General features: G+C 63.1%; 26 protein-coding genes and 1 pseudogene. 13 read left to right on the forward strand and 14 right to left on the reverse strand.

Annotation, left to right across the window (positions count from 1 at the left end; translation table 11 throughout):
* Window positions 1-394 precede the first annotated feature (394 nt).
* From PYV00_RS23520 to nhaD, 3 genes are read left to right on the forward strand one after another with little or no spacing between them, the layout of a single operon-like run.
* Complete coding sequence (locus tag PYV00_RS23520) at window positions 395-1,687, forward strand: NfeD family protein (protein WP_275230776.1); 1,293 nt, start codon at window positions 395-397, stop codon at window positions 1,685-1,687.
* Between the two features lies 1 nt (window position 1,688).
* Window positions 1,689-2,492 (forward strand): slipin family protein, encoded by an 804-nt coding sequence (locus PYV00_RS23525; RefSeq protein ID WP_275230777.1) that lies wholly within the window; start codon window positions 1,689-1,691, stop codon window positions 2,490-2,492.
* Between the two features lie 44 nt (window positions 2,493-2,536).
* Window positions 2,537-3,928, forward strand: coding sequence for a sodium:proton antiporter NhaD (gene nhaD, locus PYV00_RS23530; RefSeq protein ID WP_275230778.1), 1,392 nt, complete (start codon window positions 2,537-2,539; stop codon window positions 3,926-3,928).
* Between the two features lie 197 nt (window positions 3,929-4,125).
* Here the strand turns inward: nhaD and PYV00_RS23535 are convergent, their stop codons facing one another.
* Window positions 4,126-4,578, reverse strand: coding sequence for a hypothetical protein (locus PYV00_RS23535; protein WP_275230779.1), 453 nt, complete (start codon window positions 4,576-4,578; stop codon window positions 4,126-4,128).
* 9 nt (window positions 4,579-4,587) lie between these two features.
* On the opposite strand from PYV00_RS23535, the gene PYV00_RS23540 reads away from it, so the two are divergent.
* Together PYV00_RS23540 and PYV00_RS23545 are read left to right on the forward strand one after the other, a co-directional pair.
* Window positions 4,588-6,501, forward strand: coding sequence for a hypothetical protein (locus PYV00_RS23540; RefSeq protein ID WP_275230843.1), 1,914 nt, complete (start codon window positions 4,588-4,590; stop codon window positions 6,499-6,501).
* Between the two features lie 2 nt (window positions 6,502-6,503).
* A complete protein-coding gene (locus PYV00_RS23545; protein ID WP_275230780.1) occupies window positions 6,504-8,000 on the forward strand; it encodes a septum formation inhibitor-activating ATPase in 1,497 nt (498 codons plus the stop codon).
* 119 nt (window positions 8,001-8,119) lie between these two features.
* Here PYV00_RS23545 and PYV00_RS23550 read toward each other — a convergent pair whose 3' ends face one another.
* Complete coding sequence (locus tag PYV00_RS23550) at window positions 8,120-8,662, reverse strand: cysteine hydrolase family protein (RefSeq protein ID WP_275230781.1); 543 nt, start codon at window positions 8,660-8,662, stop codon at window positions 8,120-8,122.
* Window positions 8,663-8,808: 146 nt separating this feature from the next.
* On the opposite strand from PYV00_RS23550, the gene PYV00_RS23555 reads away from it, so the two are divergent.
* The 3 genes from PYV00_RS23555 to PYV00_RS23565 all read left to right on the forward strand — a co-directional run bounded on the left by PYV00_RS23555 (window position 8,809) and on the right by PYV00_RS23565 (window position 10,598).
* Window positions 8,809-9,732 (forward strand): GlxA family transcriptional regulator, encoded by a 924-nt coding sequence (locus PYV00_RS23555; protein WP_275230782.1) that lies wholly within the window; start codon window positions 8,809-8,811, stop codon window positions 9,730-9,732.
* Window positions 9,733-9,908: 176 nt separating this feature from the next.
* The gene (locus PYV00_RS23560; RefSeq protein WP_275230783.1) at window positions 9,909-10,310 is read left to right on the forward strand and encodes a hypothetical protein; all 402 of its coding nucleotides are present in this window, start codon (window positions 9,909-9,911) and stop codon (window positions 10,308-10,310) included.
* A 60-nt stretch (window positions 10,311-10,370) separates the two neighbouring features.
* Window positions 10,371-10,598: a helix-turn-helix transcriptional regulator gene (locus PYV00_RS23565; protein WP_275230844.1), complete on the forward strand. Its 228-nt coding sequence runs from the start codon at window positions 10,371-10,373 to the stop codon at window positions 10,596-10,598.
* Window positions 10,599-10,658: 60 nt separating this feature from the next.
* Here the strand turns inward: PYV00_RS23565 and vapC are convergent, their stop codons facing one another.
* From vapC to PYV00_RS23590, 5 genes are all read right to left on the reverse strand, one after another.
* Window positions 10,659-11,051, reverse strand: coding sequence for a type II toxin-antitoxin system VapC family toxin (gene vapC / locus PYV00_RS23570; protein WP_275230784.1), 393 nt, complete (start codon window positions 11,049-11,051; stop codon window positions 10,659-10,661).
* Window positions 11,048-11,242, reverse strand: a complete 195-nt coding sequence (locus PYV00_RS23575) for a type II toxin-antitoxin system VapB family antitoxin (RefSeq protein WP_275230785.1) — start codon at window positions 11,240-11,242, stop codon at window positions 11,048-11,050. Before PYV00_RS23575 ends, vapC begins: the two co-directional genes overlap by 4 nt.
* 329 nt (window positions 11,243-11,571) lie before the next feature.
* Complete coding sequence (locus tag PYV00_RS23580; RefSeq protein ID WP_275230786.1) at window positions 11,572-11,928, reverse strand: GNAT family acetyltransferase; 357 nt, start codon at window positions 11,926-11,928, stop codon at window positions 11,572-11,574.
* A 65-nt stretch (window positions 11,929-11,993) separates the two neighbouring features.
* Window positions 11,994-12,431, reverse strand: a complete 438-nt coding sequence (locus tag PYV00_RS23585) for a DUF983 domain-containing protein (protein WP_428981682.1) — start codon at window positions 12,429-12,431, stop codon at window positions 11,994-11,996.
* Window positions 12,432-12,477: 46 nt separating this feature from the next.
* A complete protein-coding gene (locus PYV00_RS23590) occupies window positions 12,478-14,076 on the reverse strand; it encodes a phosphoenolpyruvate carboxykinase (protein WP_275230787.1) in 1,599 nt (532 codons plus the stop codon).
* A gap of 555 nt (window positions 14,077-14,631) precedes the next feature.
* Between PYV00_RS23590 and PYV00_RS23595 the strand changes: the two genes are divergently transcribed.
* The 4 genes and pseudogenes from PYV00_RS23595 to PYV00_RS23610 form a co-directional block, all read left to right on the forward strand.
* Window positions 14,632-14,955, forward strand: a complete 324-nt coding sequence (locus tag PYV00_RS23595) for a helix-turn-helix domain-containing protein (protein WP_275230788.1) — start codon at window positions 14,632-14,634, stop codon at window positions 14,953-14,955.
* The gene (locus PYV00_RS23600) at window positions 14,952-16,646 is read left to right on the forward strand and encodes a SulP family inorganic anion transporter (protein ID WP_275230789.1); all 1,695 of its coding nucleotides are present in this window, start codon (window positions 14,952-14,954) and stop codon (window positions 16,644-16,646) included. Before PYV00_RS23595 ends, PYV00_RS23600 begins: the two co-directional genes overlap by 4 nt.
* The gene (locus PYV00_RS23605; RefSeq protein WP_275230790.1) at window positions 16,639-16,941 is read left to right on the forward strand and encodes an alkylphosphonate utilization protein; all 303 of its coding nucleotides are present in this window, start codon (window positions 16,639-16,641) and stop codon (window positions 16,939-16,941) included. Before PYV00_RS23600 ends, PYV00_RS23605 begins: the two co-directional genes overlap by 8 nt.
* 30 nt (window positions 16,942-16,971) lie before the next feature.
* Window positions 16,972-17,421, forward strand: a pseudogene (locus PYV00_RS23610) (cation:proton antiporter); the annotation flags it as partial.
* A gap of 55 nt (window positions 17,422-17,476) precedes the next feature.
* On the opposite strand, the gene PYV00_RS23615 reads toward PYV00_RS23610, so the two are convergent.
* The 6 genes from PYV00_RS23615 to PYV00_RS23640 form a co-directional block, all read right to left on the reverse strand.
* The gene (locus PYV00_RS23615) at window positions 17,477-17,815 is read right to left on the reverse strand and encodes a carboxymuconolactone decarboxylase family protein (RefSeq protein WP_275230791.1); all 339 of its coding nucleotides are present in this window, start codon (window positions 17,813-17,815) and stop codon (window positions 17,477-17,479) included.
* Between the two features lie 26 nt (window positions 17,816-17,841).
* On the reverse strand, window positions 17,842-18,270 hold the full coding sequence (locus PYV00_RS23620; protein WP_275230792.1) for an OsmC family protein: 429 nt from the start codon (window positions 18,268-18,270) through the stop codon (window positions 17,842-17,844).
* Window positions 18,267-19,163 (reverse strand): pirin family protein, encoded by an 897-nt coding sequence (locus PYV00_RS23625; protein ID WP_275230846.1) that lies wholly within the window; start codon window positions 19,161-19,163, stop codon window positions 18,267-18,269. The genes PYV00_RS23620 and PYV00_RS23625 overlap by 4 nt, the downstream gene beginning before the upstream one ends.
* 134 nt (window positions 19,164-19,297) lie before the next feature.
* Window positions 19,298-20,119 (reverse strand): (S)-acetoin forming diacetyl reductase, encoded by an 822-nt coding sequence (locus PYV00_RS23630; RefSeq protein WP_275230793.1) that lies wholly within the window; start codon window positions 20,117-20,119, stop codon window positions 19,298-19,300.
* 54 nt (window positions 20,120-20,173) lie between these two features.
* The gene (locus PYV00_RS23635; RefSeq protein ID WP_275230794.1) at window positions 20,174-20,803 is read right to left on the reverse strand and encodes a hydrolase; all 630 of its coding nucleotides are present in this window, start codon (window positions 20,801-20,803) and stop codon (window positions 20,174-20,176) included.
* Between the two features lie 60 nt (window positions 20,804-20,863).
* Entirely contained in the window at window positions 20,864-21,724 is an 861-nt protein-coding gene (locus tag PYV00_RS23640) for a pirin family protein (RefSeq protein WP_275230795.1), read from the reverse strand.
* Between the two features lie 206 nt (window positions 21,725-21,930).
* On the opposite strand from PYV00_RS23640, the gene PYV00_RS23645 reads away from it, so the two are divergent.
* Window positions 21,931-22,242 carry a winged helix-turn-helix transcriptional regulator gene (locus PYV00_RS23645; RefSeq protein ID WP_275230797.1) on the forward strand — a complete coding sequence of 104 codons (312 nt, stop codon included), beginning with the start codon at window positions 21,931-21,933 and terminating at the stop codon, window positions 22,240-22,242.
* Between the two features lie 78 nt (window positions 22,243-22,320).
* Here PYV00_RS23645 and PYV00_RS23650 read toward each other — a convergent pair whose 3' ends face one another.
* Window positions 22,321-24,003, reverse strand: a complete 1,683-nt coding sequence (locus PYV00_RS23650; protein ID WP_275230847.1) for a strawberry notch C-terminal domain-containing protein — start codon at window positions 24,001-24,003, stop codon at window positions 22,321-22,323.
* Window positions 24,004-24,148 lie beyond the last annotated feature (145 nt).

Below are 24,148 nucleotides of genomic sequence, written 5' to 3' on the forward strand. Positions count from 1 at the left end.
TGCCGCGGATCCGGCGAGTGCGCTCCAATTGGCAAATCGCCACAGTTCTGCCTTTCCCGCCGAGCTGTGGCAGAATGGAAAGCGCCTATCCAAGCTCCGATACTCGGAGCGATGTGGCCGTTGGACAACTGCTCGGGACCAGACTTTGGACACCTGATGTGATATGGGTTTGGGAGCGACGTTCCTGAGCACCGGCATGCCGGCCCGCGCGGTCCAGCCAGTGAGAAGCGTCGGTCATCGATGCACAGGACCTTTGGAAAGGAGGTGCGACGTCATACGGAGTTGGCCAGCCTTCGGCCCTTGGCGGCACGGCATCGCCCTTGCCCTTCTGCTTCTTGGTGCGCTGGCGGCGTGGACATCGCCCGGTACGGCACAAGCCAAGCGCACGGCTCCGGTGCTGTTCATCGATGGCGCCATCGGCCCGGCGACCTCCGACTACATCACCCACGGTCTCGAGCGCGCCGCCGCCGGTCACGCGGCGATCGTTGTCATCCAGATGGACACGCCCGGCGGTCTCGACAGCGCGATGCGCGAGATCATTCAGGCGATCCTGCGCTCTCCCGTACCGGTAGTGACCTATGTAAGTCCAAGCGGCAGCCGCGCAGCCAGCGCCGGCACCTATATCCTCTATGCGAGCCATATCGCCGCTATGACGCCCGGCACGAACCTGGGAGCCGCCACGCCGGTCCAGATCGGCGGCGGCAGCCCCTTCTCCGCGCCGCCCGGCGAAACGGAAAAGGGCAAGGAAGCTGCTCCCAGATCCGAAGGGGCAAGCGAAGCCAAGGCCAGAAACGACGCGATCGCCTATATCCGATCGCTGGCCGAGCTCAGGGGACGTAACGCGGACTGGGCGGAAGCGGCCGTTCGTACGGCCGCCAGCCTCTCGGCGAATGCCGCGCGCGAGCAGAACGTCATCGATGTCGTCGCCCGCGACCGCGCCGATCTGCTGGCGCAGGTCGATGGCCGAACGGTTACCGCCGCAGGGCGCGAGGTGAGGCTTGCGACGCGCGATCTCACCCTCGTCGATGCGCCGCCGAACTGGCGCACCCGGTTTCTCAGCGCGATCACCGACCCCAACATCGCACTGATCCTGATGATGATCGGCATCTACGGCCTGATGTTCGAATTCATGAACCCCGGCGCGCTCTACCCCGGAACGATCGGCGCGATCTGCCTGCTTACCGGGTTCTATGCGTTTGCGGCCCTGCCGGTGAATTACGCCGGCGTGGCGCTCATTCTCCTCGGGATCGGACTGATGGCGGCGGAGGCCTTCTCGCCATCGTTCGGGATATTGGGCATCGGCGGAGTGGTCGCGTTCATGCTTGGCGGCACGATCCTGATCGACACCGATGTCCCGCAGTTCCAGCTCAGCTGGCCCGCCATCGGCGCGGTCGCGGTCGCGAGCCTGGCGATCACCGTCGTGTTCGCGCGTCTCGCATTCACCTCGCAGCGACGAAAGATCGTCAGCGGCCGCGAACAGCTGATCGGCGCGACGGGGACCGTCCTCGACTGGAGCAACGGCCGAGGTCATGTCTTCGTCCATGGCGAGCGTTGGCAGGCGGCGAGCAACCACGACATCGCCCCCGACGCGGCCGTACAGGTCGCAAATCTCGACGGCCTGACGCTCGATGTGACGCCGGTCGAGGCGGCGCCCGCCCCTTTTTCAGAACAATCCAAGGAGACATAGGATGAACATGCTGAACAGCTTGGCCTATTACATTCCGGCCGTCATCCTCGTGCTCCTGTTCCTCACGGCGGCGATCAAGGTCCTGCGCGAGTACGAGCGCGGCGTCGTGTTTACCCTCGGGCGGTTCACCGCCGTCAAGGGACCGGGCCTCATCCTTCTCGTCCCCTATGTCCAGCAGATGGTCCGCATGGATCTGAGGACCGTCGTCCTCGACGTCCCGACGCAGGACGTGATCTCGCGCGACAACGTCTCCGTCCGCGTCAGCGCGGTGATCTATTTCCGCGTGATCGATCCCGAGCGGGCCACCATCCAGGTCGAGAACTTCATGCAGGCGACCAGCGAGCTTGCCCAGACGACGCTGCGCTCGGTCCTCGGCAAGCACGAGCTCGACGACATGCTGGCCGAGCGCGACAAGCTCAATGCCGACGTCCAGAAGATCCTCGACGCCCAGACCGACGCCTGGGGGATCAAGGTCGCCAATGTCGAGATCAAGCATGTCGACATCGACGAATCGATGGTTCGTGCGATCGCCCGCCAGGCCGAAGCCGAACGCGAGCGGCGGGCCAAGATCATCAATGCCGAAGGCGAGCAGCAAGCCGCTCAAAAGCTTCTCGAAGCCGCCCAGATCCTCGGCCAGCGGCCCGAGGCGATGCAGCTTCGCTACCTCTCCACTCTCAACGTCATCGCGAACGAACGCAGTTCGACGATCGTCTTTCCCTTCCCGATGGACCTGAAAGAGTTCCTGAGCGGCATCCCGCGCGCCGCGGATCGGAGTGGGGACCCAGGCCGCGATGAACATGTTTGACCGGAAAGACCGGTTCCGGATGCGACATATCGAAAGGAGATAAGATGAAGCGCGTTCGCCGCCGGTTGTGGCTCCTGGCTGCGCTCGTGCTCCCTTCCCTCGTCGCCGCCCCGGCCTATGCGCAGGGCACGGCTTCTCTCATTGATCTGACCCGTCATCCGGTCGGCTATCTGGCGCTGCTGATCTTCTTCGTCGCCTACGGATTTGTGGCCATCGAGAAGGCGACGCACATGCGCAAGTCGAAACCGGTGATGCTGGCGGCTGGCATCATCTGGGCGCTGCTCGGCATCGTCTATGCGGCCCGCGGCGAAAGCGCCACGCTCGAAGCCGCCGCCAAGCACGTCATCCTCGACTATGGCGAGCTGATGCTGTTCCTCATCGTGGCGATCACTTATGTGAACACGATGCGCGAACGGCGCGTGTTCGACGCGCTCAGATCCACGCTCGTCAGCCGGAATCTCACCTATCGGCAGCTTTTCTGGCTTGTTGGCGGCCTTGCATTCGTTTTCGGGCCCATCATCGACAACCTCACAACCGCGCTGGTGCTGGGCGCCGTAGTGGTGGCCGTGGGGGTGGGCAGCTATCAATTCATCGTGATGGGCTGCATCATCGTCGTCGTAGCGGCCAATGCGGGCGGCGTCTTCTCGCCGTTCGGCGACATCACCTCGCTGATGGTATGGCAAAAGGGCAAGCTGCAGTTTCTCGAGTTCTTCAGCCTCTTCCTTCCCTCGCTCGTCAATTTCCTCGTGCCGGGGGTGTTCATGCATTTCAGCGTGCCCAAAGGAGCGCCGGAACCGGTGAGCGCGACAACGCGGCTCAAGACCGGAGGAGCCGTGGTCATCCTGCTGTTCCTCGCGACGATCGCAACGGCCGTCCTTTTCAAGAGCGTCATCGGACTGCCGCCAGCGATGGGGATGATGCTGGGCCTCGGATATCTGCAGATGTACGCTTACGTTCTGCAGTCGCTCGGCCGCCGCCGAGGCGATGACACGATCGCTTTCGACTCCTTTCGGGTCATGCGCCATGTCGAATGGGACACGCTCCTCTTCTTCTTCGGCATCATCTTCGCCGTCGGAGGGCTGGGCGTCGTCGGCTATCTCGCGCTGGCATCGAGCTATCTCTACGGCGATTTGGGGCCGACCACCGCCAACATCGCGATCGGCGTGCTCGGCGCCGCCTTCGACAACATTCCTCTGATGTTCGCCGTACTTTCCATGAACCCCGACATGTCGAGCGGCCAGTGGATGCTCATCACGCTCAGCACGGGCGTTGGTGGCAGCCTGGTGTCCATCGGCAGCGCGGCCGGCATCGTGCTGATGGGCATAGTGCGCAACCACTATACCTTCATGAACCATCTTCGATGGTCCTGGGCTATCGCCCTGGGCTACGTTGCGAGCATCTATACTCACCTATGGGTCAACGCCGCGCACATGTAGCGCCAGGCAGGATTGCGTAGATTCCCCGCGCGCAGGATGACGCGGAATCCGGTCAAGCCCCTCGGGTCCATCTCGGCTTGCCGGCCAGAAGGAGGCATCGCCGAAAGTAGGGGCCATGTTCATGCAAAATGATCGTCCCGGGAAGAGCAGGACACCGGCCCGAGTTCGGAATTTACTTTCGGCGAACTGGCGGACGACTACGCTTGGGCAGCAAGGGGGTGCGTGTGAATCCGCTCGATCTGATTTCGGCCGCGCCGTGGCAGCGCGCGGCCTTTACAACCTATGCGCTGTCGCTCTCCTTCTTCGAGGCGGTGCTGCTTGATGCCTTGCTGCGGGGCGGTGGCCGCAATGCGCTGATCCTTGCCGATCCTGAAGGTATTCGCGCGGGCCTCAGCGAGGAAGGGGCACGCAGGGTGGGGCGCGATTATGAGATCGAGCCCGTCGCCTGCGCCGGCCACGGCGTGTTCCACGCGAAGATCGGCACGCTGTTCGCCGATGACGATGCCCATCTGCTCGTCGGCTCGGGAAACCTGACATTTGCCGGATGGGGCGGCAATCTCGAACTCGTCGAGCATCTCCATCCGAGCTTCGCGGCCGACGCCTTCGATGACGCCGCCGGCTTCTTCGAGCAACTCGCGGGATCCGATCATGTCGTGACGATGGGCGGACCGGCGTGCGAGGCCATTGCCGCGGCGCTACGGCGATCGGCACAGGGCCAGGCGCGAAGCGGCGCTATCCATCTGCTGCATAGTCTCGACGGCGCGATCGCCGAGCAGTTGGCTCTTCATGCCGAGGATCTCGGCGGCGTGACGCGCATGACGGCCGTTTCGCCCTATTATGATCTGCGCGGCGAAGGCCTCGATGCGCTGGCGGCCCTGCTGGGCATCGACCGGGGCGATCTGCATGCCCATCCGGCCGGAACGGTGCATGGACAGGGATCGAACGCCTGGCCCTTCGATGGCGGCCCCCGGTGGAACGCGGTCAATGCGGCGGAGGCGTTCGGCGACGATGACCGGCCTCTCCATGCCAAGTCGCTCGAACTTGTCTGCCGCAAGGGCCGGCTGGTGCTCAGCGGCAGCGCGAATATGACCCATGCCGGCCTGTTCGGACGAAATGTCGAGGCCAGCGTTCTGCGCATCCAGCGCGGCGCCAAGGCCTATTGGGTCACGGCCAAGGGCATTGCGCCAAGCCGCCTGACAGCCGGCGAACCGGACGACACGGATGCCGCCCTGCCTTCGCTCGGTATCCTGAGCGCCTCGCTCGAAGGCGAGACGATCAGGGGACGAGTGCTCGCACCGCGACTGACGGGCACCGCGGAAGCCTTCCTGCGAACGCCGCGATCGTCGCACGCGCTGGGAACGGTCCGGATCGGCGCAGACGGGACGTTCGAGTTGGCGGCGCACGGCATCGAGCTTGAAAGCTGGGAGAACGGCCGCTTGATCCTCGCTTTGGAGCGCGGCGAAAAGCGGTGGGAGGGCTTCGTCTCGATCGCGGCCGCGCTCGAACTCATCCGGCGCACGGGATCGATCGCGCCTCGCCTCATGGCGATGCTCGCCGGCACCGAGACGCCAGGCGATGTCGCCGCCATCCTGGCCTGGTTCCGCGAGGACCCGGACCGGATGCCGGCCTCGCCGACTATGGGCGGCGGTCGGTCCGGGGAGGCAGGTGCGGCCGAAGGGATGGTGACGCTCGCGGATCTCACAGCCGCTGGCTTCGGCGGTCGCCCTGGCGGAAGTGCGGAAGGAGGTGAGACATTGTCGGTGTGGCGGCACGCCATGGCCTTGATCCGTGCCGCCTTCACCCAGTCGCGCGGTCCCTGGGGCGGCGGAGGCGAGACCGACGACGACGACGATGAGGACGACAAGGAGCGGGAGAAGCGTGCGAGATCCGAAGAGGCGGCGAACCATAGATCGCTGCAGATCTTCGACGAACTTCTGACCACGATGCTCGCGCCCGCGGCCGAGGGACGCAATGCGCTCATGGCATTATCGCTCTCGCATTTCCTCGCCGACCGGATTCGACCGCCACGCGGAAAAGTGCAGCTATGGCTCGACAAGGTGCTGCCGCAGATTGCCACGTTCGATGGTCCCGAAGGCGACCTCGCCATCGCCTCTGCTCTCTTGCACCATGCGGCCGGCCGGAGAGATGAGAACGCGATCAGAGCGCGTCGCTATTTTCTCCGGCGCGGCATCGATCCGGCATTGCTGTCGGTCACGCCGGAGAGCATTCCGGCATTCATGGCGCTGCTCGGAGCCGGCATCGATCTGGGCCATTTCCTTGGCGAAGTCCTGATCGCGCGGACGATGGGTGAGCAGATCGGCGCCTATCTCGCCGCCGCCGAAAACAGAGGTCCCCCAAGCGGCTATGACAGCCTCATCTCCTCGCACCACTGGCCGCAACTGGACCGGGCACTGAGAGCACCGTCGTCATTCGCCAAGCTGATCGTACTCGAGCGATTCCACCCGTCCTGCCCGCGGTGCAACATGCGGCTGCCACTCGCGGCCGGTGAAGACTTGCGGCTGCGGGGCGTGACGAGCTGTTGCGGCCGCGTGCTGCTCAATCCGGATTGCTGACCATGGCCGATCTGAGCGCACTTCTCGAAATAGCGCGCGGTGCTGGCGAGCCGCGCCCAGTCGACAAAAGCAAGGTCGATTTCGGCGGCGTCGATCCGCTCGGGCTGCGACAGATCAACTTCGGCCTGATGGACCGCGTCCTGCCTGATCTCAACAATGTCGCCAGCCACATCCGTCCCTATACGCTGATGGCCTGGGCCTGGCGGCGCGTGCGGCATATTCTGGAGCGCGGAAAGAAGCAGAGCGCCGCTCCCGAGGACTTGCGCGATTTCGTGGATCGGATCGAGGCGATCTACGCGTGGTCCCAGTTCCTGATCGATCCTCGCGCCGACATACCAGGAGCGCAGGCTATGCGCTCCTTGCTCGACACCGCGAAGTATCGGTTTGGCGGAGATGAGTGGGCAGCTCGCCGCAACATGCGTCGTTATTCGACGGGTCTCATCTCCCCGCTGAATTACGGCCCCAGCCTGCGCACAATGGGCTGGTTGCTCCCGGTCGAGGGCGCGGCTGGCATTTTCCAACCCGATCCGTCGCTCGACGCCGTGCTCGACGCTTTCGAAAAGCGCTTCGAGAGCGAGCTGGGGCACGAGGCGTTCAACCGTTTCGGCAGCGTCGTCGTCGAGCGGTCGGACGCGGAACGCTGGGGCAAGCTCTGGGCGCTTGAGGAGCCGAGGGCAACCGAGGCGAAAGCCATGTTTGCCCGGCTCGGCGGCGAACGCGCAGCGCCGGCGCGCCAGAAGGGCATTGCGCTGATACAGGCGGCCTTCGCGGACCTTGGGGACGAGGAGGCGACCTACGAGGATATCAGGCTACGCATGGCCGATCGGGCCGAGGCGTGGAACGCGTCCGAGGATCGTCCCGCGGCGGCGGATGAGTGGCGGGCCGTGCAGGTCCGGCAATTGTTCCGCCTTTGCCTCGAAGGCTTGTTCTATTGGTCCATCGGCCAACTCATGTCCCGTTCTCTGTCGACGGCGCAGCTTGCCCAGGTCTTCATCAGTGCGCTGGACGAAGGTTCCTTGCCGGAAAAGGCCGAAGCCTGGCTTCTCGCCTCGAGCGACACTGCAAATCCCGTTGCACACCTGCGCTCGCTGCAGGCTGCCCTGCGCGATCAGGACCGTCTTCCCAGCGCCATCGTCGCTGGCCTGAAGCTTTGCCTGCGGGAGGCCCCCAGCCAGGCCCATCCCTTCGAAAACACCGATCGGCTGCCGCTCAGCCGGGCGAAGAGGGAAGCCGAGCGTTGGCGGGATCTGCCGCCAACGGGCTTCGTGGGCCGCATGCTCGACATCTGGATCATGGCGCAGCACGCCTATTGGTCCGTGGGTCGGGGCCTGGCCGATGCGCGCAACCGGGGGAAGACAATCCTGCGCCTGCGCATTGTCATGGATGAAGGCGGGTGGTCGCTGACGCCAGGCACGACACGGCAGGGCAATCCGCCCGAGCCGACGCCTGACCGGCTCGAGACCGCGGTGAGCCTGCTTATGGAGTGCGGACGGCTCTAGCAGAGAGGCGTGAGTGTCGCATCCCCCGCGCCATCGAGCGTAAGCGCGTGTAAAGCAATGGACCACCGGCAGGCAATCCATTGCTTTACCCGACAGGGCGTCCTGGCGGTGATGCCGCCTCAGCGCGCGATGAACGCGTCGGTGCTGATCACCTCGCCATAGAGGAAGGCCAGCGCCGCCATCAGCGCGGCATGGACCTGGGCGGCGGGCGCGGTGACGCCGTCGAACTCCAGATCGCGGGTGGCGCAGGCATCGTGGATGGTGACGGTGCCGTAGCCCAGATCATTGGCCGCTCGCGTGGTGGCGTCCACGCACATATGGCTCATGGCGCCGATCACGACGGTCTCCTCGACGCCCTGTTGCTTGAGGAGAGCGTCCAGCCCGGTTTCCCGGAAGGAATTGGGGAAGTTCTTGGTGATGATCGGCTCGTCGCCCTGCGGAAGAACGGTCGCGTTGATTTCCGCCCCGTCGGTGCCGGGCACGAAGATCGGGCCGCCGGGCATCTCATGGCGGATATGGACCACCAGATCGCCCTGCGCGCGGGCATGAGCGATGACGCGAGCGGCATTGGCGGCGGCGGCGTCGATCCCCACCAGCGGGAATTTGCCTGTGGGCCAATATTCGTTCTGCAAATCGACGACGAGGATGGCGCGTTTCGACATGATGGGGTCCTTTCGAGTGTATGTTGCTTGCACCCAATATGGTTCGGAGTAATGGTCGCGGCCATTGGCACAATCGACAGAATCAGGGGCAATAACGACATATGGCGGACGCGCGGATCGGAATCGTCCTTTACCCTGGCGCGCAGGTGTCGGCGGTTCTTGGGCTGACCGATCTGTTCGAACTCGCCGGCCGTATCGCGCGGGACGCCAATGCCGAAGCGCCCCGACTTCGCATGCGTCATCTGCAAGCGGATGGAGCGGCAACGCCAGTGGCGGTCTTTGACAGTGACGGCGCGGCTCCACCGCCCGAGCAGACGCGCTGCGACGTGCTGATCCTGCCGCCTTCGCTGGAGCCGCCGATTGTTAGCGAAGCCGCGATGCCGCTGGCGGGCTGGCTGCGCGAACGGCATGGCGAAGGCACGGTGCTGGCCTCCATCTGCGCCGGCGCTTTCCTGCTGGGCGAAACCGGCCTGTTGGCGGGCCGCGCGGTGACGACCCACTGGACCCTCGCCGCAGCGTTCGGAGATCGGTTCCCCGATGTGCCGCTCGATACCGACCGGCTGATCATCGACGGCGGTGACATCATCTCGGCCGGAGGGCTGATGGCCTGGACCGATCTCGGGCTCAAGCTGGTCGAGCGCTTTCTCGGCCCCGTCGTGATGGCCAGGACGGCGAGGATGCTGCTGATCGATCCGCCGGGGCGCGAGCAGCGTTACTATAGCGGCTTCGTGCCGCGCCTGAACCATGGCGACGCCGCGATCCTGAAAGCGCAGCATTTGCTGCAAGCCAATGAGGGCAAGGAGGCGCGGCTGTCGGTTCTGGCGGATGAGGCCGGTCTGGAGCAGCGCACCTTTCTGCGCCGGTTCCAGAAAGCGACGGGCCTTACCGCGACCGATTATGCCCAGCGCCTGCGCGTCGCCAAGGCGCAGGAACTGCTCCAGTTCGGGCAATTGCCGGTGGAGCGGGTGGCGTGGGAGGTCGGTTATGCCGATCCTGGCGCCTTCCGAAAAATCTTCCTGCGCATCGTCGGCCTTTCGCCCACTGAGTATCGGCAGAGATTTCATGCCTGAGCCCGCGCGGCGCTCAAGGGCGATGCCGAAGGCGACCTGACCGATGGCAACATGGGCTAACGACAGGTCGATCCGCTGCAAATTGGCGCCTGCCGCAACAGGGATTCGAAGCTGGTCCTGCTCGCTGGAACCATCTACGATCCGAATGACCGGGCCAGGTCAATGGAGGAGTCTGAATGATCGCGGACCACTCAAAAACGTCTCAATCCGTTAAAGCCGCCGACAGCGAAAAAGCGGAGAAGAATCTCGCGCTGTTCGACAGGCTGGATTTCGAGGGCTGGAACAAGCGGGACTGGGACCTGTTCCGGCAACTCCACGGAAAGGACGTGATCGTTGGCGGCTTCGGCCAGCACACCGAGAATATCGACAACCATGTCACGTGGGCCCAGGACTATCTGAAGGCCAACCCGGACAACCAGATCGAGGGCCATCCTATCCGCATCGGCGCCGGCGACTGGACAGCGGTCACCGGCGTGTTCAACGACGGCAGCACCATGGCGACGATCGCCCGGTGGAAAGACGGGCAAGTCGTGGAGGAATATTTGTTCCAGTTGGTGACCGGCGGTCACGGCTGTTAGCCGGACTACTATTCCACGTTCATTTCGGACGCGAGCCTGCTGGTCTATGGCGGATCTACTATTCCGGCATTACAGCGCGGCGTTCCTGACCCCACGGGGATGCGCCCGCATCGCTTCATCCTCAATCGCAGGATCGAGCGCGGCAAAGTCCTGCTGATCACAACCGATATGTCCATTGCCCAGATCAGCTTCGCGGTGGGCTTCGCCTGTCAGAGCCATTTCGCGGTGAGGTTTCGTGAGACAGCGGGCGTGACACCGCTGCGCTTCCGGTTCGAGCGGATGCGCTAGGCGCTCCGGCGGGTCATGCAAGCAAGATGGAACGTACCGTCCAACATGACCGAGCACCAATCAGCATACGGACTCGAGCCCTAGATGCTCTGCGAAGGGGGCAAAATCGCGGTCGCAATGCAACAAGGATAAGCCATCTTCGATGCAGCGCGTCGCGATAAAGGTGTCGACCGTCTTTCGGATCGTCACACCCAGGCTCCTGAGCGTGCGGAAATTGCGTGCCGCCTGCACGGCTATGTCGCGCCCGCCGATCTCGATCAGGTCGAGCGATCCAAGTAATCGATGCGCGTGATTGAAATCGCGCTCGCTGGTGAAACCTTGCAGCACTTCGGCCAGAATAAGGTCGCCAATCAGCAACGGCTCCTTGCCTAGTAGCACGTCAAGCCGCTCGGCCTGAGGTGACGCCGTGCCGCGAAAGAAGTCTATCCAGACGCTCGAATCAACGAGGATCATCCGTCCGAGCGCATCGCATCAAGGTCGCCTTCCCAAGCGAGTTTGCCGCGCGCGCTGCGAAGCTGCGCCTGCGACTGGAGCCTCAGAAGCAACCTCAAACCTGCCTCGACTGCCTCGCGCTTGGTTTTGATGCCGGTGGCGCGAAGTGCCATAGCCATGAGATCGTCGTCGATCACGATATTCGTCCGCACGATGTGTATCCTTTCCTCATGGATACACATAAGCGCTTTCCGCCGCCCGTTCAAGCTGGACCATCTCGGCGCATCATGGGAAGCGTTGTGATGCAGACCATTTCACAACTGATCGTAGCTTGTGCCAGGGACGCATTCATGCGGGTCAGATAGAATGCCCCGTTGCGCAGCGTCGGCTTGAGGTTGGGACGTGAGGTCATGTCGCAAGCACCATAGGTTTCTTCCAGTCCGTGGGGGCCGTCTCGCCCATTTTCGACCGCGTATTCGCATGCCTCGCAGCCGGAAGGGGGGCTCGTTGGGTTCTCCATGTCGCGGCCGCACGGACGCCCTCATCCGGCGCGTGAACGAAGCCTTCGGCAGAAGACGCGAAAGGTCTCCTCCGCATAACCGATCGCTTCCCAGAACCGCGCAGCCTCTTTGTTTTCGGCCCGGACCATCAATTGAACCTTGGGAGCGCCATGTTGGGCGAGCCAATCCTCGCATGCCCGGACGAGCTTGCGGGCGATGCCCCAGCGGCGGAAATCGCTCTCAACAGCCAAATAGTAGATCCACCCGCGATGGCCGTCCCAACCTGTCATCGCCGTGCCGATCAGGTGATCATTCGCAAATACGGCGATGATCGTCGAGGACTTCCCCTCAAGGGCTTGCTGCGCATCGGCGACGGGATCGTTCCAGGGGCGCGTCAAGCCGCAGGCTTGTCAAAGCTCCACCGCCTCGCGAACTTCCGTGCCGACCAGCGGCCGGACCTCGATCATGACCCGGGTTCCCCATCGACTACAGCGGGGCGCTCCCTCACGAAGCCGTGCATGCCGAACCACCACTGCAGGGCGATAATGGCGCCTTTGGCAGGCTGGAGCAGCCCGATCATCAAGGCCATGGCGAGCGGAACGATGATCGCGACCATCGCGGCGACCGACAATCCCGCGTCGCGCACGAGGGCGATGATCAGCGGGGCCATCAGGTGCCCGGTTATCAGGATCGAGACATAGGCCGGAAAATCGTCCGCCTGCTGATGGGTCCAATCCTGCCCGCACCGCGGGCAATGCGCCCGCGGCTTGAGGAAGCGCAGAAAAAGCTTCGCCTCCTTACACCGTGGACAACGGCCGCGAGCGCCGCGCACCATGGCCTCCAATCCCGAGGACGGAAGTGCGGGCGGCCCCATGGGTGTGTCGGCTTCCTGGATGGGCATGGCATTGGACTTTGGTGGGGGGCCGTCGAACGGCGAAGCCATGAAATCAGGCATCGAAGATCCCGGGTGGCGCAGCGGCGCGGATGCTTTCATCAACGTGGGCGACAAATTGCGTGAAGTTTCTGCGGAACCGTTCCGCGAGGTTCCGTGCGGCGAGATCGTAGGCGTGCTCATCGGTCCAGGTAGCGCGCGGATCGAGGATCTGGGTTTCAACGCCATCGACTTCGACAGGAACCTCGAACCCGAAATTGGGATCGGTGCGGAAATTCGCTTCCATGAGCTTACCCGAAAGCGCGGCGCCCAGCAGTGCGCGTGTAACCTTGATCGGCATGCGCGAGCCCGTTCCGTACTGGCCGCCGGTCCAGCCCGTATTGACCAGCCAGCAATCGACACCGCCCTTGGCGATGCGCTTGCGCAGCAGGTTGCCGTAGACGCTGGGGTGACGGGGCATGAACGGCGCGCCGAAGCAGGTCGAGAACGTCGCCTCGGGTTCGGTCACGCCGAGTTCGGTGCCCGCCACCTTGGCCGTGTAGCCCGACAGGAAATGGTACATCGCCTGCTCGGGCGTCAGCCTGGCGATCGGCGGCAACACGCCGAAGGCATCGGCCGTCAGCATGATGATGTTCTTCGGAACCGGCCCGATATTGTCGGCGGAGGCATTTGGGATGAAGTGGATCGGATAGGCCCCGCGGCTGTTCTCGGCGAGCGAGGCATCGTCGAGGTCGAGGCTGCGTGCCTCCGGATCCATCACGACGTTTTCCAGAATGGTGCCGAAGCGGCGGGTCGTCGCATAGATCTCGGGTTCAGCCTCGGCCGAGAGGCGGATCATCTTGGCATAGCAGCCGCCTTCGAAGTTGAAGACGGCGGTGTCGGACCAGCCATGCTCGTCATCGCCGATCAGCGTGCGCGAAGCATCGGCGGACAGCGTGGTCTTGCCGGTGCCCGACAGGCCAAAGAAGATCGCGGTGTCACCGTCTGGACCGATGTTCGCCGAGCAGTGCATCGGCATGACACCGCGCTGCGGCAGGACATAGTTCAGCACCGAGAATACGGCCTTCTTCATCTCGCCGGCATAACCGGTGCCGCCGATCAGGATCAGGCGCTGCATGAAATCAACGGCGACGACTGTTTCCGAACGGCAGCCGTGACGCTCGGGATCGGCCCGAAAGCTCGGCAAGTCGATGATCGTGTAGTCGGCTGCGAAGTGCAGGAGCTCGGATTCCGTTGGCCGCACCAACATGGTCCGCACGAACTGCGAATGCCAGGCGAGCTCGGTAACGACGCGGACGCCGATCCGATATTCCGCCTGCGATCCGCCAAAGAGATCCTGGACGAAGACGTCGTCGAGCGTCTCGAGGTGCTTCAGGAAATCCCCACGCAGGTTAGCGAAGGCTTCCCCCGCCATCGGTTTGTTCGACGGGCCCCACCAGACCTCGTCCTTGGTGAGAATGTCGCGAACGACGAACTTATCCTGCGCGGCACGCCCGGTGTTCCTCCCGGTCTCGACCACCAGCGCACCATGCTCGGACAGGCGGGCCTCGCCGCGCCGCAACGCGATTTCGGTCAATGCGGGAACATCGAGATTCTCATGAAGTTTCGCGCCGGGTTTGATCGCCAAGTCCGGAACGGTGAGCGTCAGAGTCATTGTATGCGAGGCCTCTCAGGTCAGTCATGGAAGGGCGAAGGATCAAACCTCGCCTGGCGGTAGGTCCGAGGGTAGTTTGAGCTTGAGCTTGGGACGCCGGCGGCGATCGAGTAGTGTCGCAGCCGCGGATTCCGAAAGAGCGGCCGAAGACATCGGCGCCGCGCCGGTCGCGCGCGTCTTGAGCCTGCGGCTTCGCCTTTTGTCCTCGATCGTCATCAGTTCCGTTCCAAACCCGATCGCGAAACCTGATGGTCACCGTCCGCGAGGACATGGGCTATTTCGGATAGAAGCATGGATGCTTCCAAAGGGGTGAGAGCAGCCTCACCGAGATGCCTCTCCACATCATGGAAGGTCAGGACCGCCCGATATTCGCCCGTCTGCGGCATCAGGCGTAAATGGGCGTTGAGACCGCTTGCATGGGCGCTGGGCGCACTCGGTTGAGCGGCGGTTGGGTGACCGGCACACGGTGAATCACTAAGTGGCATATTGCATATATACAACCATCTTCTAAATTGTTAAGCGTGATATTTGATGTTTAATACATCAGGAGTGCGAATGATTACCTCACAGCAATTGCGGGCCGCACGGGCCCTTCTCGGCCTGGATCAGCGTCAGCTCGCGGAACTGGCCGGCCTGTCGCTTCCCACCATTCAGCGGATGGAAGCGTCGGAAGGGCAGGTGCGGGGCGTGGTCGATACGCTGGTGAAGGTCATCACCGCGCTGGAGGGCGCAGGCATCGAGCTACTCGGGGAAAACGCGCCAAGCACAGGGGTTGGTCGAGGGGTCCGGCTGCGCGAGACTGCCAATGGCGTCCGCTCAGGCCGCGGCTCGTCGCTTCTCTATGACAAGGTTTCTGCCGAGCAGGAAACGAATCGATGACCCAGGCGGCCTTCGGGCCCAAGCTCGCGACGGTGCTCCGCGAGGGTTATACTGCAAAGACCTTCCGAGCCGACACCATTGCCGGGTTGACGGTTGCGATCGTGGCGCTCCCACTCGCAATGGCGCTGGGGATCGCCAGTGGTGCTTCCCCCGACAAAGGTCTGATCACGGCTGTCGTCGCCGGCTTCCTGATCTCAGCTCTTGGCGGTTCGCGTGTTCAGGTGGGTGGCCCCACCGGCGCTTTCGTCGTCGTCATTTTCAACGTCATCGCCAAGCATGGTTATGATGGACTACTCATCGCCACGCTACTCGCGGGACTTATCCTCATTCTCGCAGGCGTCTTCCGCCTCGGCCAGATCATCAAATATATTCCGCATCCGGTGGTGACCGGATTCACGGCCGGCATTGCCGTGATCATCGCCTCGAGCCAGGTGAAGGATTTTCTTGGCCTCTCAGTCGACAAGGTGCCCGCCGATTTCATCCCCAAGTGGCAGGCCTATCTGGGCGCGATTCCGACGATCAGCGCAGCCACCGTAGCGGTCGGGATAGGCGCGCTCGCGATCATCATCGCTCTGCGCAAGCTCGCGCCCAAGCTACCCGGCTTCCTGATCGCGGTACTCGTCACTTCGACTGCCGTGGCCTTACTCAAACTCCCGGTGGACACCATCGGATCGCGGTTCCCGGACATACCGGCGGGCCTTCCGATGCCGTCATTGCCCGAAATCTCGTTGGCAAAGATCAATGCCGTCCTGCCATCGGCCTTCACCATTGCCTTCCTTGCGGGCATCGAGGCCCTGCTGTCGGCCGTGGTGGCGGATGGCATGGCTGGAACCCGGCATCGTTCCAATCAGGAGTTGATCGGACAGGGCGTCGCCAACCTGGGCTCGGCGCTGTTCGGCGGCCTTCCGGCCACGGGCGCGATCGCGCGGACGGCGACCAACATTCGTTCAGGAGCGAAGACGCCGGTGGCGGGCATCATGCACGCCGTCTTCCTGCTGCTGTTCATCCTGTTCGCCACCGATCTCATGGCATTCGTGCCGATGGCCACCCTGGCGGCGATCCTCTTCATGGTCGCCTGGGGTATGAGCGAGTATGAGCGGTTCCTCGCGCTGTTGCGCATGCCCAACAGTGATCGCTCGGTGCTCCTTCTGACCTTTGGCCTGACGGTTCTCGTCGATCTCACGGTGGCCATCGGCGTCGGCGTGACATTGGCCTCGCTGCTGTTCATGGCGCGCATGGCTGAAACGGTGGAGGTCGATGCGAGTGGCAAGCAGGATCCCGACCTCGATTCAGAAGATCTCGATCAGCGTCTAGCCTTGCCCGAGGGTGTTGAGGTCTTCCGGATCAATGGTCCGTTCTTTTTTGGTGTGGCGGGCGAACTCCTCGATACTCTGCGCCGCCTGGGAGCGGCTCCAAGGGCCATTATTCTGCGGATGCGGCTTGTTCCATTGCTCGACGCAAGCGGAGTTCAGGCGCTCGAGGAGTTCATTCGGCAGGCCCGGATTGCCGGTGCCAAGGTCATTCTATCCGGCGTGCAGCCTCAGCCAAGGTCGATGCTCGAGCGCGTGCGCCTGGGCGATGGTTTCGGCAAGGTCTTCTACGCAGCCGACTATGCGGACGCACAATCGCTCGCATCGAGTCTTCTCGATGAGAAAAGTATGCCTGATCGTGATGGAGAAGAAGATGAGTGACGAAGATTATGTCTTTGACGAGGAAACCGGCGAATGGATGCCGGCTTCGGAGCTGGAAGCGCGGCGCGTCCAGTCCAGCCAGGTCGAGGTACGCGACGCTGTGGGAAATATCCTCGCCGATGGTGACCAGGTCACGCTGATCAAGGATCTCGAGGTGAAGGGCGCGGGCCAGACCTTGAGGCGCGGTACACTTATCAAGTCTATCCGGCTCACCGGAGATCCTCAGGAAATCGATTGCAAATATGAGGGCATCAAAGGGCTTGTCCTTCGCGCCGAGTTTGTTCGGAAGCGCTGAACATAGATAGAAAGACAGGGAAGGAGACCATTGGAAACCATCACGATCGTTCTTCTATTTCTGCTTACCGTGATCGTGAGCGGCGTGCTCTCCCGAATGGTTCCTCTGTCTTTGCCCCGGCTACTGCTCCAGATCACGTTGGGCGCGGCGATCGGCTTGGTCGCCGACTAGCGGGTTACCCTCGACCCTGAGATATTCTTCCTTTTATTCCTGCCACCGCTGTTGTTCCTCGATGGCTAGCGCATTCCCCGCGAGGAGCTGTTCAAGGATGGCAAGACCGTCGTCGAACTGGCGCTCGGCCTGGTCATCTTCACGGACGTCGGCATGGGATTCTTCATTCATTGGATGATCCCTGCAATGCCACTTGCGGTGGCTTTTGCACTGGCAGCCGTTGTCTCGCCGACGGACCCGATTGCCGTTTCGGCAATTGCGCAGCGCACGCCCATCCCCAAGCGGATGATGCATATATTGGAGGGGGAACCGAGGGTTTGCGTCGATACGGCGCCTGCGCTTTCCAATCGTCCAACTCGCGCGGCTATCCGTCGTGGCTGTCCACCGCATCGAGCACGCGTCCCGAATAGACCAGTGCCGCACCCGCATTGAGCGCCACCGCGACACCCAGGGCTTCGGCGATCTCCTCCCGGCTTGCGCCTTCCTTCAGCGCCGCCTTGCTATGCACGGTGATGCAACCATCGCAGCGGGTCGTCACGGCGACCGCCAGCGCGATCAGTTCGCGCGTCTTGCCGTCGAGATGGCCGGTTTTCGCGCCCGCCCCGGAAAGCGTCTGATAGCCTTTGAGCGTATCGGGGCTGAGTTTGCCCAGTTCGCCGATCCGACCCAGAATCTCGTTGCGATACTCAACCCAGTCCAACATGGTCCGTCTCCTTGGCTACGGACGCGTCATGCGTCTCGCAATTGTGTGTCGATGACGACCCCGGATTTGAGCGTCAGCGTAACCGGCGTGCGTTCGGCGATGTCGGCAAGGCGGCCGCGCTGCTCTTCGCTCAGATCGCCTTCGAGCGTGATAACCCGTTCGATGCGGCTTGCCTCGCCTTCGCGGATAAATCGCAATTCGACATGCGCCTGGCGCAAATCCCAGCCTTTTCGCGCCGCATACATGCGCAGGGTCATCATGGTGCAGGCACCGAGTCCTGAAAGCAGATATTCATAAGGCGCCGGCCCAGCATCCTCGCCGCCCAGTGCCTTGCGTTCATCGGCGACAAGGACGTAGCGCTGCGCCTTCATGTCCACCCGATAATCCTGCTTACCGATGGTACCGGCAACGCGTGCGATCACTTGAGCGGCCGGCACGGATGTTTCACTGCTCATGACATTGCCGGGGCGGGATGACCGGGATCAGGCGGCAGCGGAATGAAGCTGTCATGATCGAGGTCGGGAAGCTTCATGCGCTGCGCGCGCCAGTCGGCCTTGGCCTGCACGATGCGTTCTTTCGACGAAGAAACGAAATTCCAGTCGATGAAGCGCGGACCGATCGGTTCGCCGCCAATGGCCATGACGACAGATGGTTCGAGCGCCTGAATCGTAGCCGTCCGACCGGGTGACAGGACGGCCATCCGCCCGGCTTCGATGCGCTGGCCAGCCACTTCGACCGCGCCGCCGGTGACATAGATCGCGCGCTCGGGATAGTCGGCGGGCAGTTCCGTTCGCGCTCCGGCGTCAAGGTCCCAATGCAGGTAGAAAAGCGGCGAGTGGGTTTTCACATTCGCCTCCAGGCCGAGCGCCTTGCCCGCCACGAGGCGGCCCCGGAGGCCCTGATCCTCGAACGTCGGAAGGTCGCCCAGGCCATGGTTGGTGAAGGTTGGATCGCATTCTTCGTCGGCTTCGGGTAGGGCCACCCATGCCTGAATGCCGTGCACGCGTCCGCCTTCGCTGCGCGCGCGTTCGAACCGCTCGCTATGCGTGATGCCCCGGCCCGCCGTCATCCAGTTCACTTCGCCGGGGAAGATCGCTTGCTCCGAACCGACGCTGTCGCGGTGCATGACCTCTCCTTCGTAAAGGTAGGTGACGGTCGACAACCCGATATGGGGGTGTGGCCGGACGTCCATCTCCTTTGGTATGCCCGCCGGCAGATCGACGGGTCCCATGTGATCGAAGAAAATGAAAGGGCCGATCATCCGCCGTTTGGCGAATGGCAGGACGCGCCCGACTTCGAAACCGCCTCCCAGATCGCGGCGGCGCTGGTCGATCACAAGTTCAATCATAGGTCCTCCAGACGGAAAGAACGGTGTATCCTGCGGCTGCAATTCACAATTCACCGGCAAAATCCCGGAAAGGCTGGGCGCGATCGGGGGCCGGAGGCCTTTGCCGGAAGTGACAGTTCCGATATGCCCAGCGTTTAATTGAACACCATGCCGCCATCGATCAGGACGGACTGGCCCGTCATGTAGTCGGAATCCGGACCCGCGAGGTAGGATACCAGCGCCGCGACGTCGGCGGCTTCGGACATGCGCTGGAGGGCTATCCCTTTGGTGAACTGCGCCATGCCCCAATCGAACGGCTTTCCGGCGTTATCGGCGACGTCCTGCGCGATCTGCTGCATCATCGGCGTATTGACGATGCCAGGGCAGTAGGCGTTCACCGTAATTCCGAGCGGCGCGAGATCACGCGCAGCGGTCTGGGTGATACCGCGCACCGCAAACTTGGAACCACAGTAGATGGCCAGCTCGGGATTTCCGACATGGCCGGCCTGCGAGCAGGCACTGATGATCTTGCCGCCGTGACCCAGCGCCTTGAAGGTCTTTACCGCAGCCTGGATGCCCCACAGAACGCCGCCGACATTGATGTCGAACGTCTTGCGATAAATTTCTGGGGTGATCGTTTCGATTGGCGTCGTCGGCGCGATACCGGCATTGTTGATCACCACGTCGAGACCGCCACATTGCGACGCCGACTTTTCGACCGCGGCGAAGACCGAGTCCCGATCGGCCACATCGACCTCGATAGCGAAGGCCTTGCCGCCAGCAGCGTTGATCCTGTCGGCAACGTTAGTGGCTGTGCTCAGGTTCAGATCGGCGCAGGCAACGGCAAAGCCATCTTCCGCCAGACGCAGCGCGATTGCCTCGCCGATGCCCTGACCTGCGCCTGTAATGAAGGCAACTTTTCCAGATACTCTGGACATGTCAGGCTCCTCTCTCATGGTAACTACGATCTTGGTCATCCGTCCTGGCCCGACGGAAAGAACGCCGCCGGGCCAGGCAGGTTGCGCTTCTCGTTATTCCGCGTCTTTCTCGGGATTCGAGCCATCGGCATTCTGGAAGACATACATGAAACCCGGAACGGTATCCGTCCGTGCCCAGTCGCGCTGCAACTCGCACCAGAGCTGGGTCTTGCTGATGAGCGTGCCGCCCGCCTGTTCGATCCGGCGCAGCGCAGCTTCATGTGCAGTCAGCGATGTGCCGCCAACCGCATCGGCCACTACATAGACCTCGTACCCTTCCTTCAGCGCGTCGAGCGCCGGGAAGGCGAGACAGGCCTCGGTCCACAGCGCAGTCATGATCAGTTTCTTGCGGCCGGTCGCCTCGACCGCCTTTTTGAACTCGACGTCTTCCCAGCTGTTGATGGCGGTGCGGTCGTATGTGGGCAGGTGGCCGAGCAGCTCTTGCAGTTCGGCAATGGGCGGCTTGTTGGCCCCGGTCTGCACGTTCACGGTCGAATGCACGATCGGCACATCGTAGTTGAGAGCGGCCTTGGCGGAACTGACGAGGTTGAAGACCATCTCCTGCGGATCCATCGAGCGGATCGAGGATATCTGAATTGGCTGATAGTCGATGATGATGAACGCAGAATTCTCAGGCGTCAGCAAATGGTCCTTGAGCGGATCGCGCCGGGTTTCACTTGTCATAGTCCTGCTCCTTTGCGGGTTATTCCTCTTATCCCAAGGCGACAGAGGGGATTTCGCGTATCAGGCAGCCGCTTTCCCAAAACGGCCGGAATTGAAGTCATCGATCGCGGTGCGGATTTCAGCCTCGCTGTTCATCACGAATGGACCGTAACCGACGACGGGCTCGTCGATCGGCTCGCCGGTCATCACCAGGATCATGGCCTTGCCATCGGTGTGAAGGGTCACGTCTTCACCTTCGACCGAAAGGCGCGCGATCTCGGCCGCGCCGACACCCTCGCCATCCACGGTGATGTGACCCGAAAGGACCGCGATCATCGCATTATGTCCTTCCGGCAGGGCGAGGCGCACATCCTTGTCGGCCTCAAGCCGCATGTCCCACAGATTGATCGGCGAGAAGGTCCGCGCGGGGCCGCTCATGCCGTCCAGTTCCCCCGCGATGATCCGTGCGGTGCCGCCATCGATGGCGATCGTCGGGATCTGATCCGCCGTGATGCCCTGATAGGAGGCGGGCTTCATCTTGTCGTTTGCGGGCAGGTTCACCCAAAGCTGGACCATGTGGAACGGGCCGCCCGTCTTGGAGAAGCCTTCCGAATGATATTCTTCGTGGATGATACCGCCGGCCGCCGTCATCCACTGGACGTCGCCTGCACCGATGGTGCCGCCGCCGCCGCTCGAGTCCCGGTGGCTGACCTCGCCATCATAGACGATGGTCACGGTCTCAAATCCGCGATGGGGGTGCTGGCCGACGCCGCGCGGCGAGGCCGCGTTGGGCTCGAACATGTAAGGCGCCGCGTAATCGAGCAGCAGAAAGGGGCTGATCGCCTTCGTGTCGCCATGATAGCTGAACAGCGAATGGACGGGGAACCCATCGCCAACCCAATGGCTGCCGCTGGAGCGGAGAATGTCGACAAGTGTCTTCATGGCACTGCTTTCAAGGGCAGCCTTGGGCAAGCCCGGCTGCCGGGGCTTTTATTGCGTCATGCCGTACATTAAGTAACGCAATATACTGAAGGCAAGTACGGTCCTGAAGGATACTGTAAGTTGGAGTCGCTGCCGTGAGGAACGAGCCTGAGACTATCAGAGAGAAGACACCTGATCAGCCCAAAGGTTGCCCCGCCGAGACAACGTTGGAGTTTCTGTCGGGCAAATGGCGGCCGATGATCATTTACTGGCTGTTACAGGGGTCCCGCCGGTTCAACCAGCTCCAGCGTGACCTTGGCGGCATCACCCACCGAACGCTCGCCAAGACCTTGAGGGAGATGGAGGCGAGTGGGTTGCTGACGCGCAGGGATCATGGCGAAATTCCGCCGCGCGTCGATTACGCGCTCACCCCGAGAGGCAAGAGTCTTGAGCCGGTGCTGATCGCCATGGCTAAATGGGCTGAAGATCATCAGCGTGATGCCCGATCACCGACATCATCGGCCATCCCTACGCGCTGAGACGGCCCCTCGGCATACTCGCCGATTTCAGGGCGGTGCCCGAACGTCTCGTTTGCATGGGCTGCACCAGGCTGGAAGCTAGGCGAGGAGCTGTCCGAGGATCGTCCCGGCCGACGGCATGGGCACGAAGATCCTGGTGCGATACTGGATGATCTCGGTGAAGCAGCCGATCGATTTCAGCCATGCCAGGCGGTCGTGAGGACAGCCGACGAGCTCCATGCGCGGCGCTCCGTTGACAACGGAGCGCTTGATGGTGAGCGGGAACGGGTGCGAGACGTCGATGCTGCGCCCCGCGGACACCGCCTTCGCGATGGCATCGGGGGGAAGCGTCTCGGTTCGATCGATCCCGAGCTTGGTGAAGAGCTGGGGCACATGATCGTCAAAAACGAGGCGTCCGAGCCACGAGCGCCCTTCCCCATCGACGATGCGATTGACCGCCATGTGGTCGCTCGGCAGCGCCGACCAGATCGGCAATAGCAGGCCCGTCGCCAGCCGGATCGTCTCGCTGTCGACGGTCTCGCGGGCGACCTCGGCTTCCGCCGACCATTCGGCGCTGAAGGTCTCGCGATCGACCTCCTCCCAGGAGGATTCGTAGAGGTCATCCTCGCGCATATATTCGTTGCGGGTCGGCCGCATCATCTCGACGCGCGGGATCGGCGTGCCCTCCTTCTCCTCCATGAGCGAGCGCGCCCGGGTCCGCAGCGCCGCCTTGCCGGATTTGCGGTTGATCATGAAGGCGGCGCTCGCGTCACCATCGGCAATGCGCAGGATGCGTTCGAGCGAGACCGGATTGCGGCGCCGCGCGATCTCGATGGTGAGGAGATGCGAGGTGGCGCCAGTCCGTGCATCGGTGCGCAGCACGACGTCGTCGATGAGCGTCGCCTGGTCGACGAGGATCGTCTCGACGCCCACATCGAGCCGTCCCGCTTCGCGCGCAGCCGAGACGCGGGTTTCGATCAGCGACAGGAATTCGTCGAAGATGCTGTTCTGGAGCATGATCGGCAACGCGAGGATGCGGTTGAGCCAGCGCTGGATCGGAGGCATCTCGTCCTTGAGGACGCCGTCCTTGTCGACAAGCTCCAGGCCGGTACGGTGCTGGAAATCGTCGAGCGTCGTGCTCGTGAGCTTGCCCGCTGCGAGCAGGTCGAACCAGGAGAGGAGCGCGGCGCAGGCATATTCGCTTTCGAGATTGTCGGCCGGGTCAAACAGTCCCTGCCCGCCGGTCTGCCGCTGGCCGCGCGTGAGCGCGCCCAGGCTGTCGAGGCGCCGCGCGATCGTGCTGGTGAAGCGCAGCTCGCCCTTGCAGTCGGTTGTCACCGGCCGGAACAGCGGGGTGGTCGCCTGATGCGTGCGGTGCGTCCGGCCGAGACCCTGGATCGCGCGATCGGCGCGCCAGCCGGGTTCGAGGAGCAGATGGACGCGCTGCTCCTGGTTCAGGACGTCGAGCGAGGCATGATAGCTCCGGCCGGTGCCGCCGGCGTCGGAGAAGACGAGCATCCGCTTCTTGCCGGCCATGAAGGCGGCGGCTTCGGCCTGGCTGGTGCGGGCCGACCGGCTCTCGAGCTTCTGCCGGCCGTCGCTCGCGGTGATGAGCCGCTTGGTGCGTCCGGTGACCTCGGCGACGGTGTCGTGCCCGAAATGCTCGAGCAGGGCGTCGAGCGCGGACATGATGGGCGGCATGGCGCAAAGCTTTTCGATGAGCGCATCGCGCGCTGCCTGCGCTTCGGGATTGTAGACGGGATGGCCGTCGTCCCCCACCATCGGCAGCGAGCGCGGCGTGCCGGTGTCGTCCTTGAAGATGCGCATCTGCCGCGTCGGGAACGCGCGCTCGAGGTAGTCGATAATGTATTCTTTGCAGTCGCAGTTTATGTCGAGCGTGGCGGCGAGAGACGCAGGTTTCCTTCGG

The sequence above is a fragment of the Novosphingobium album (ex Liu et al. 2023) genome (genome assembly GCF_029076845.1).
In the GTDB taxonomy this organism is placed as follows: domain Bacteria; phylum Pseudomonadota; class Alphaproteobacteria; order Sphingomonadales; family Sphingomonadaceae; genus Novosphingobium.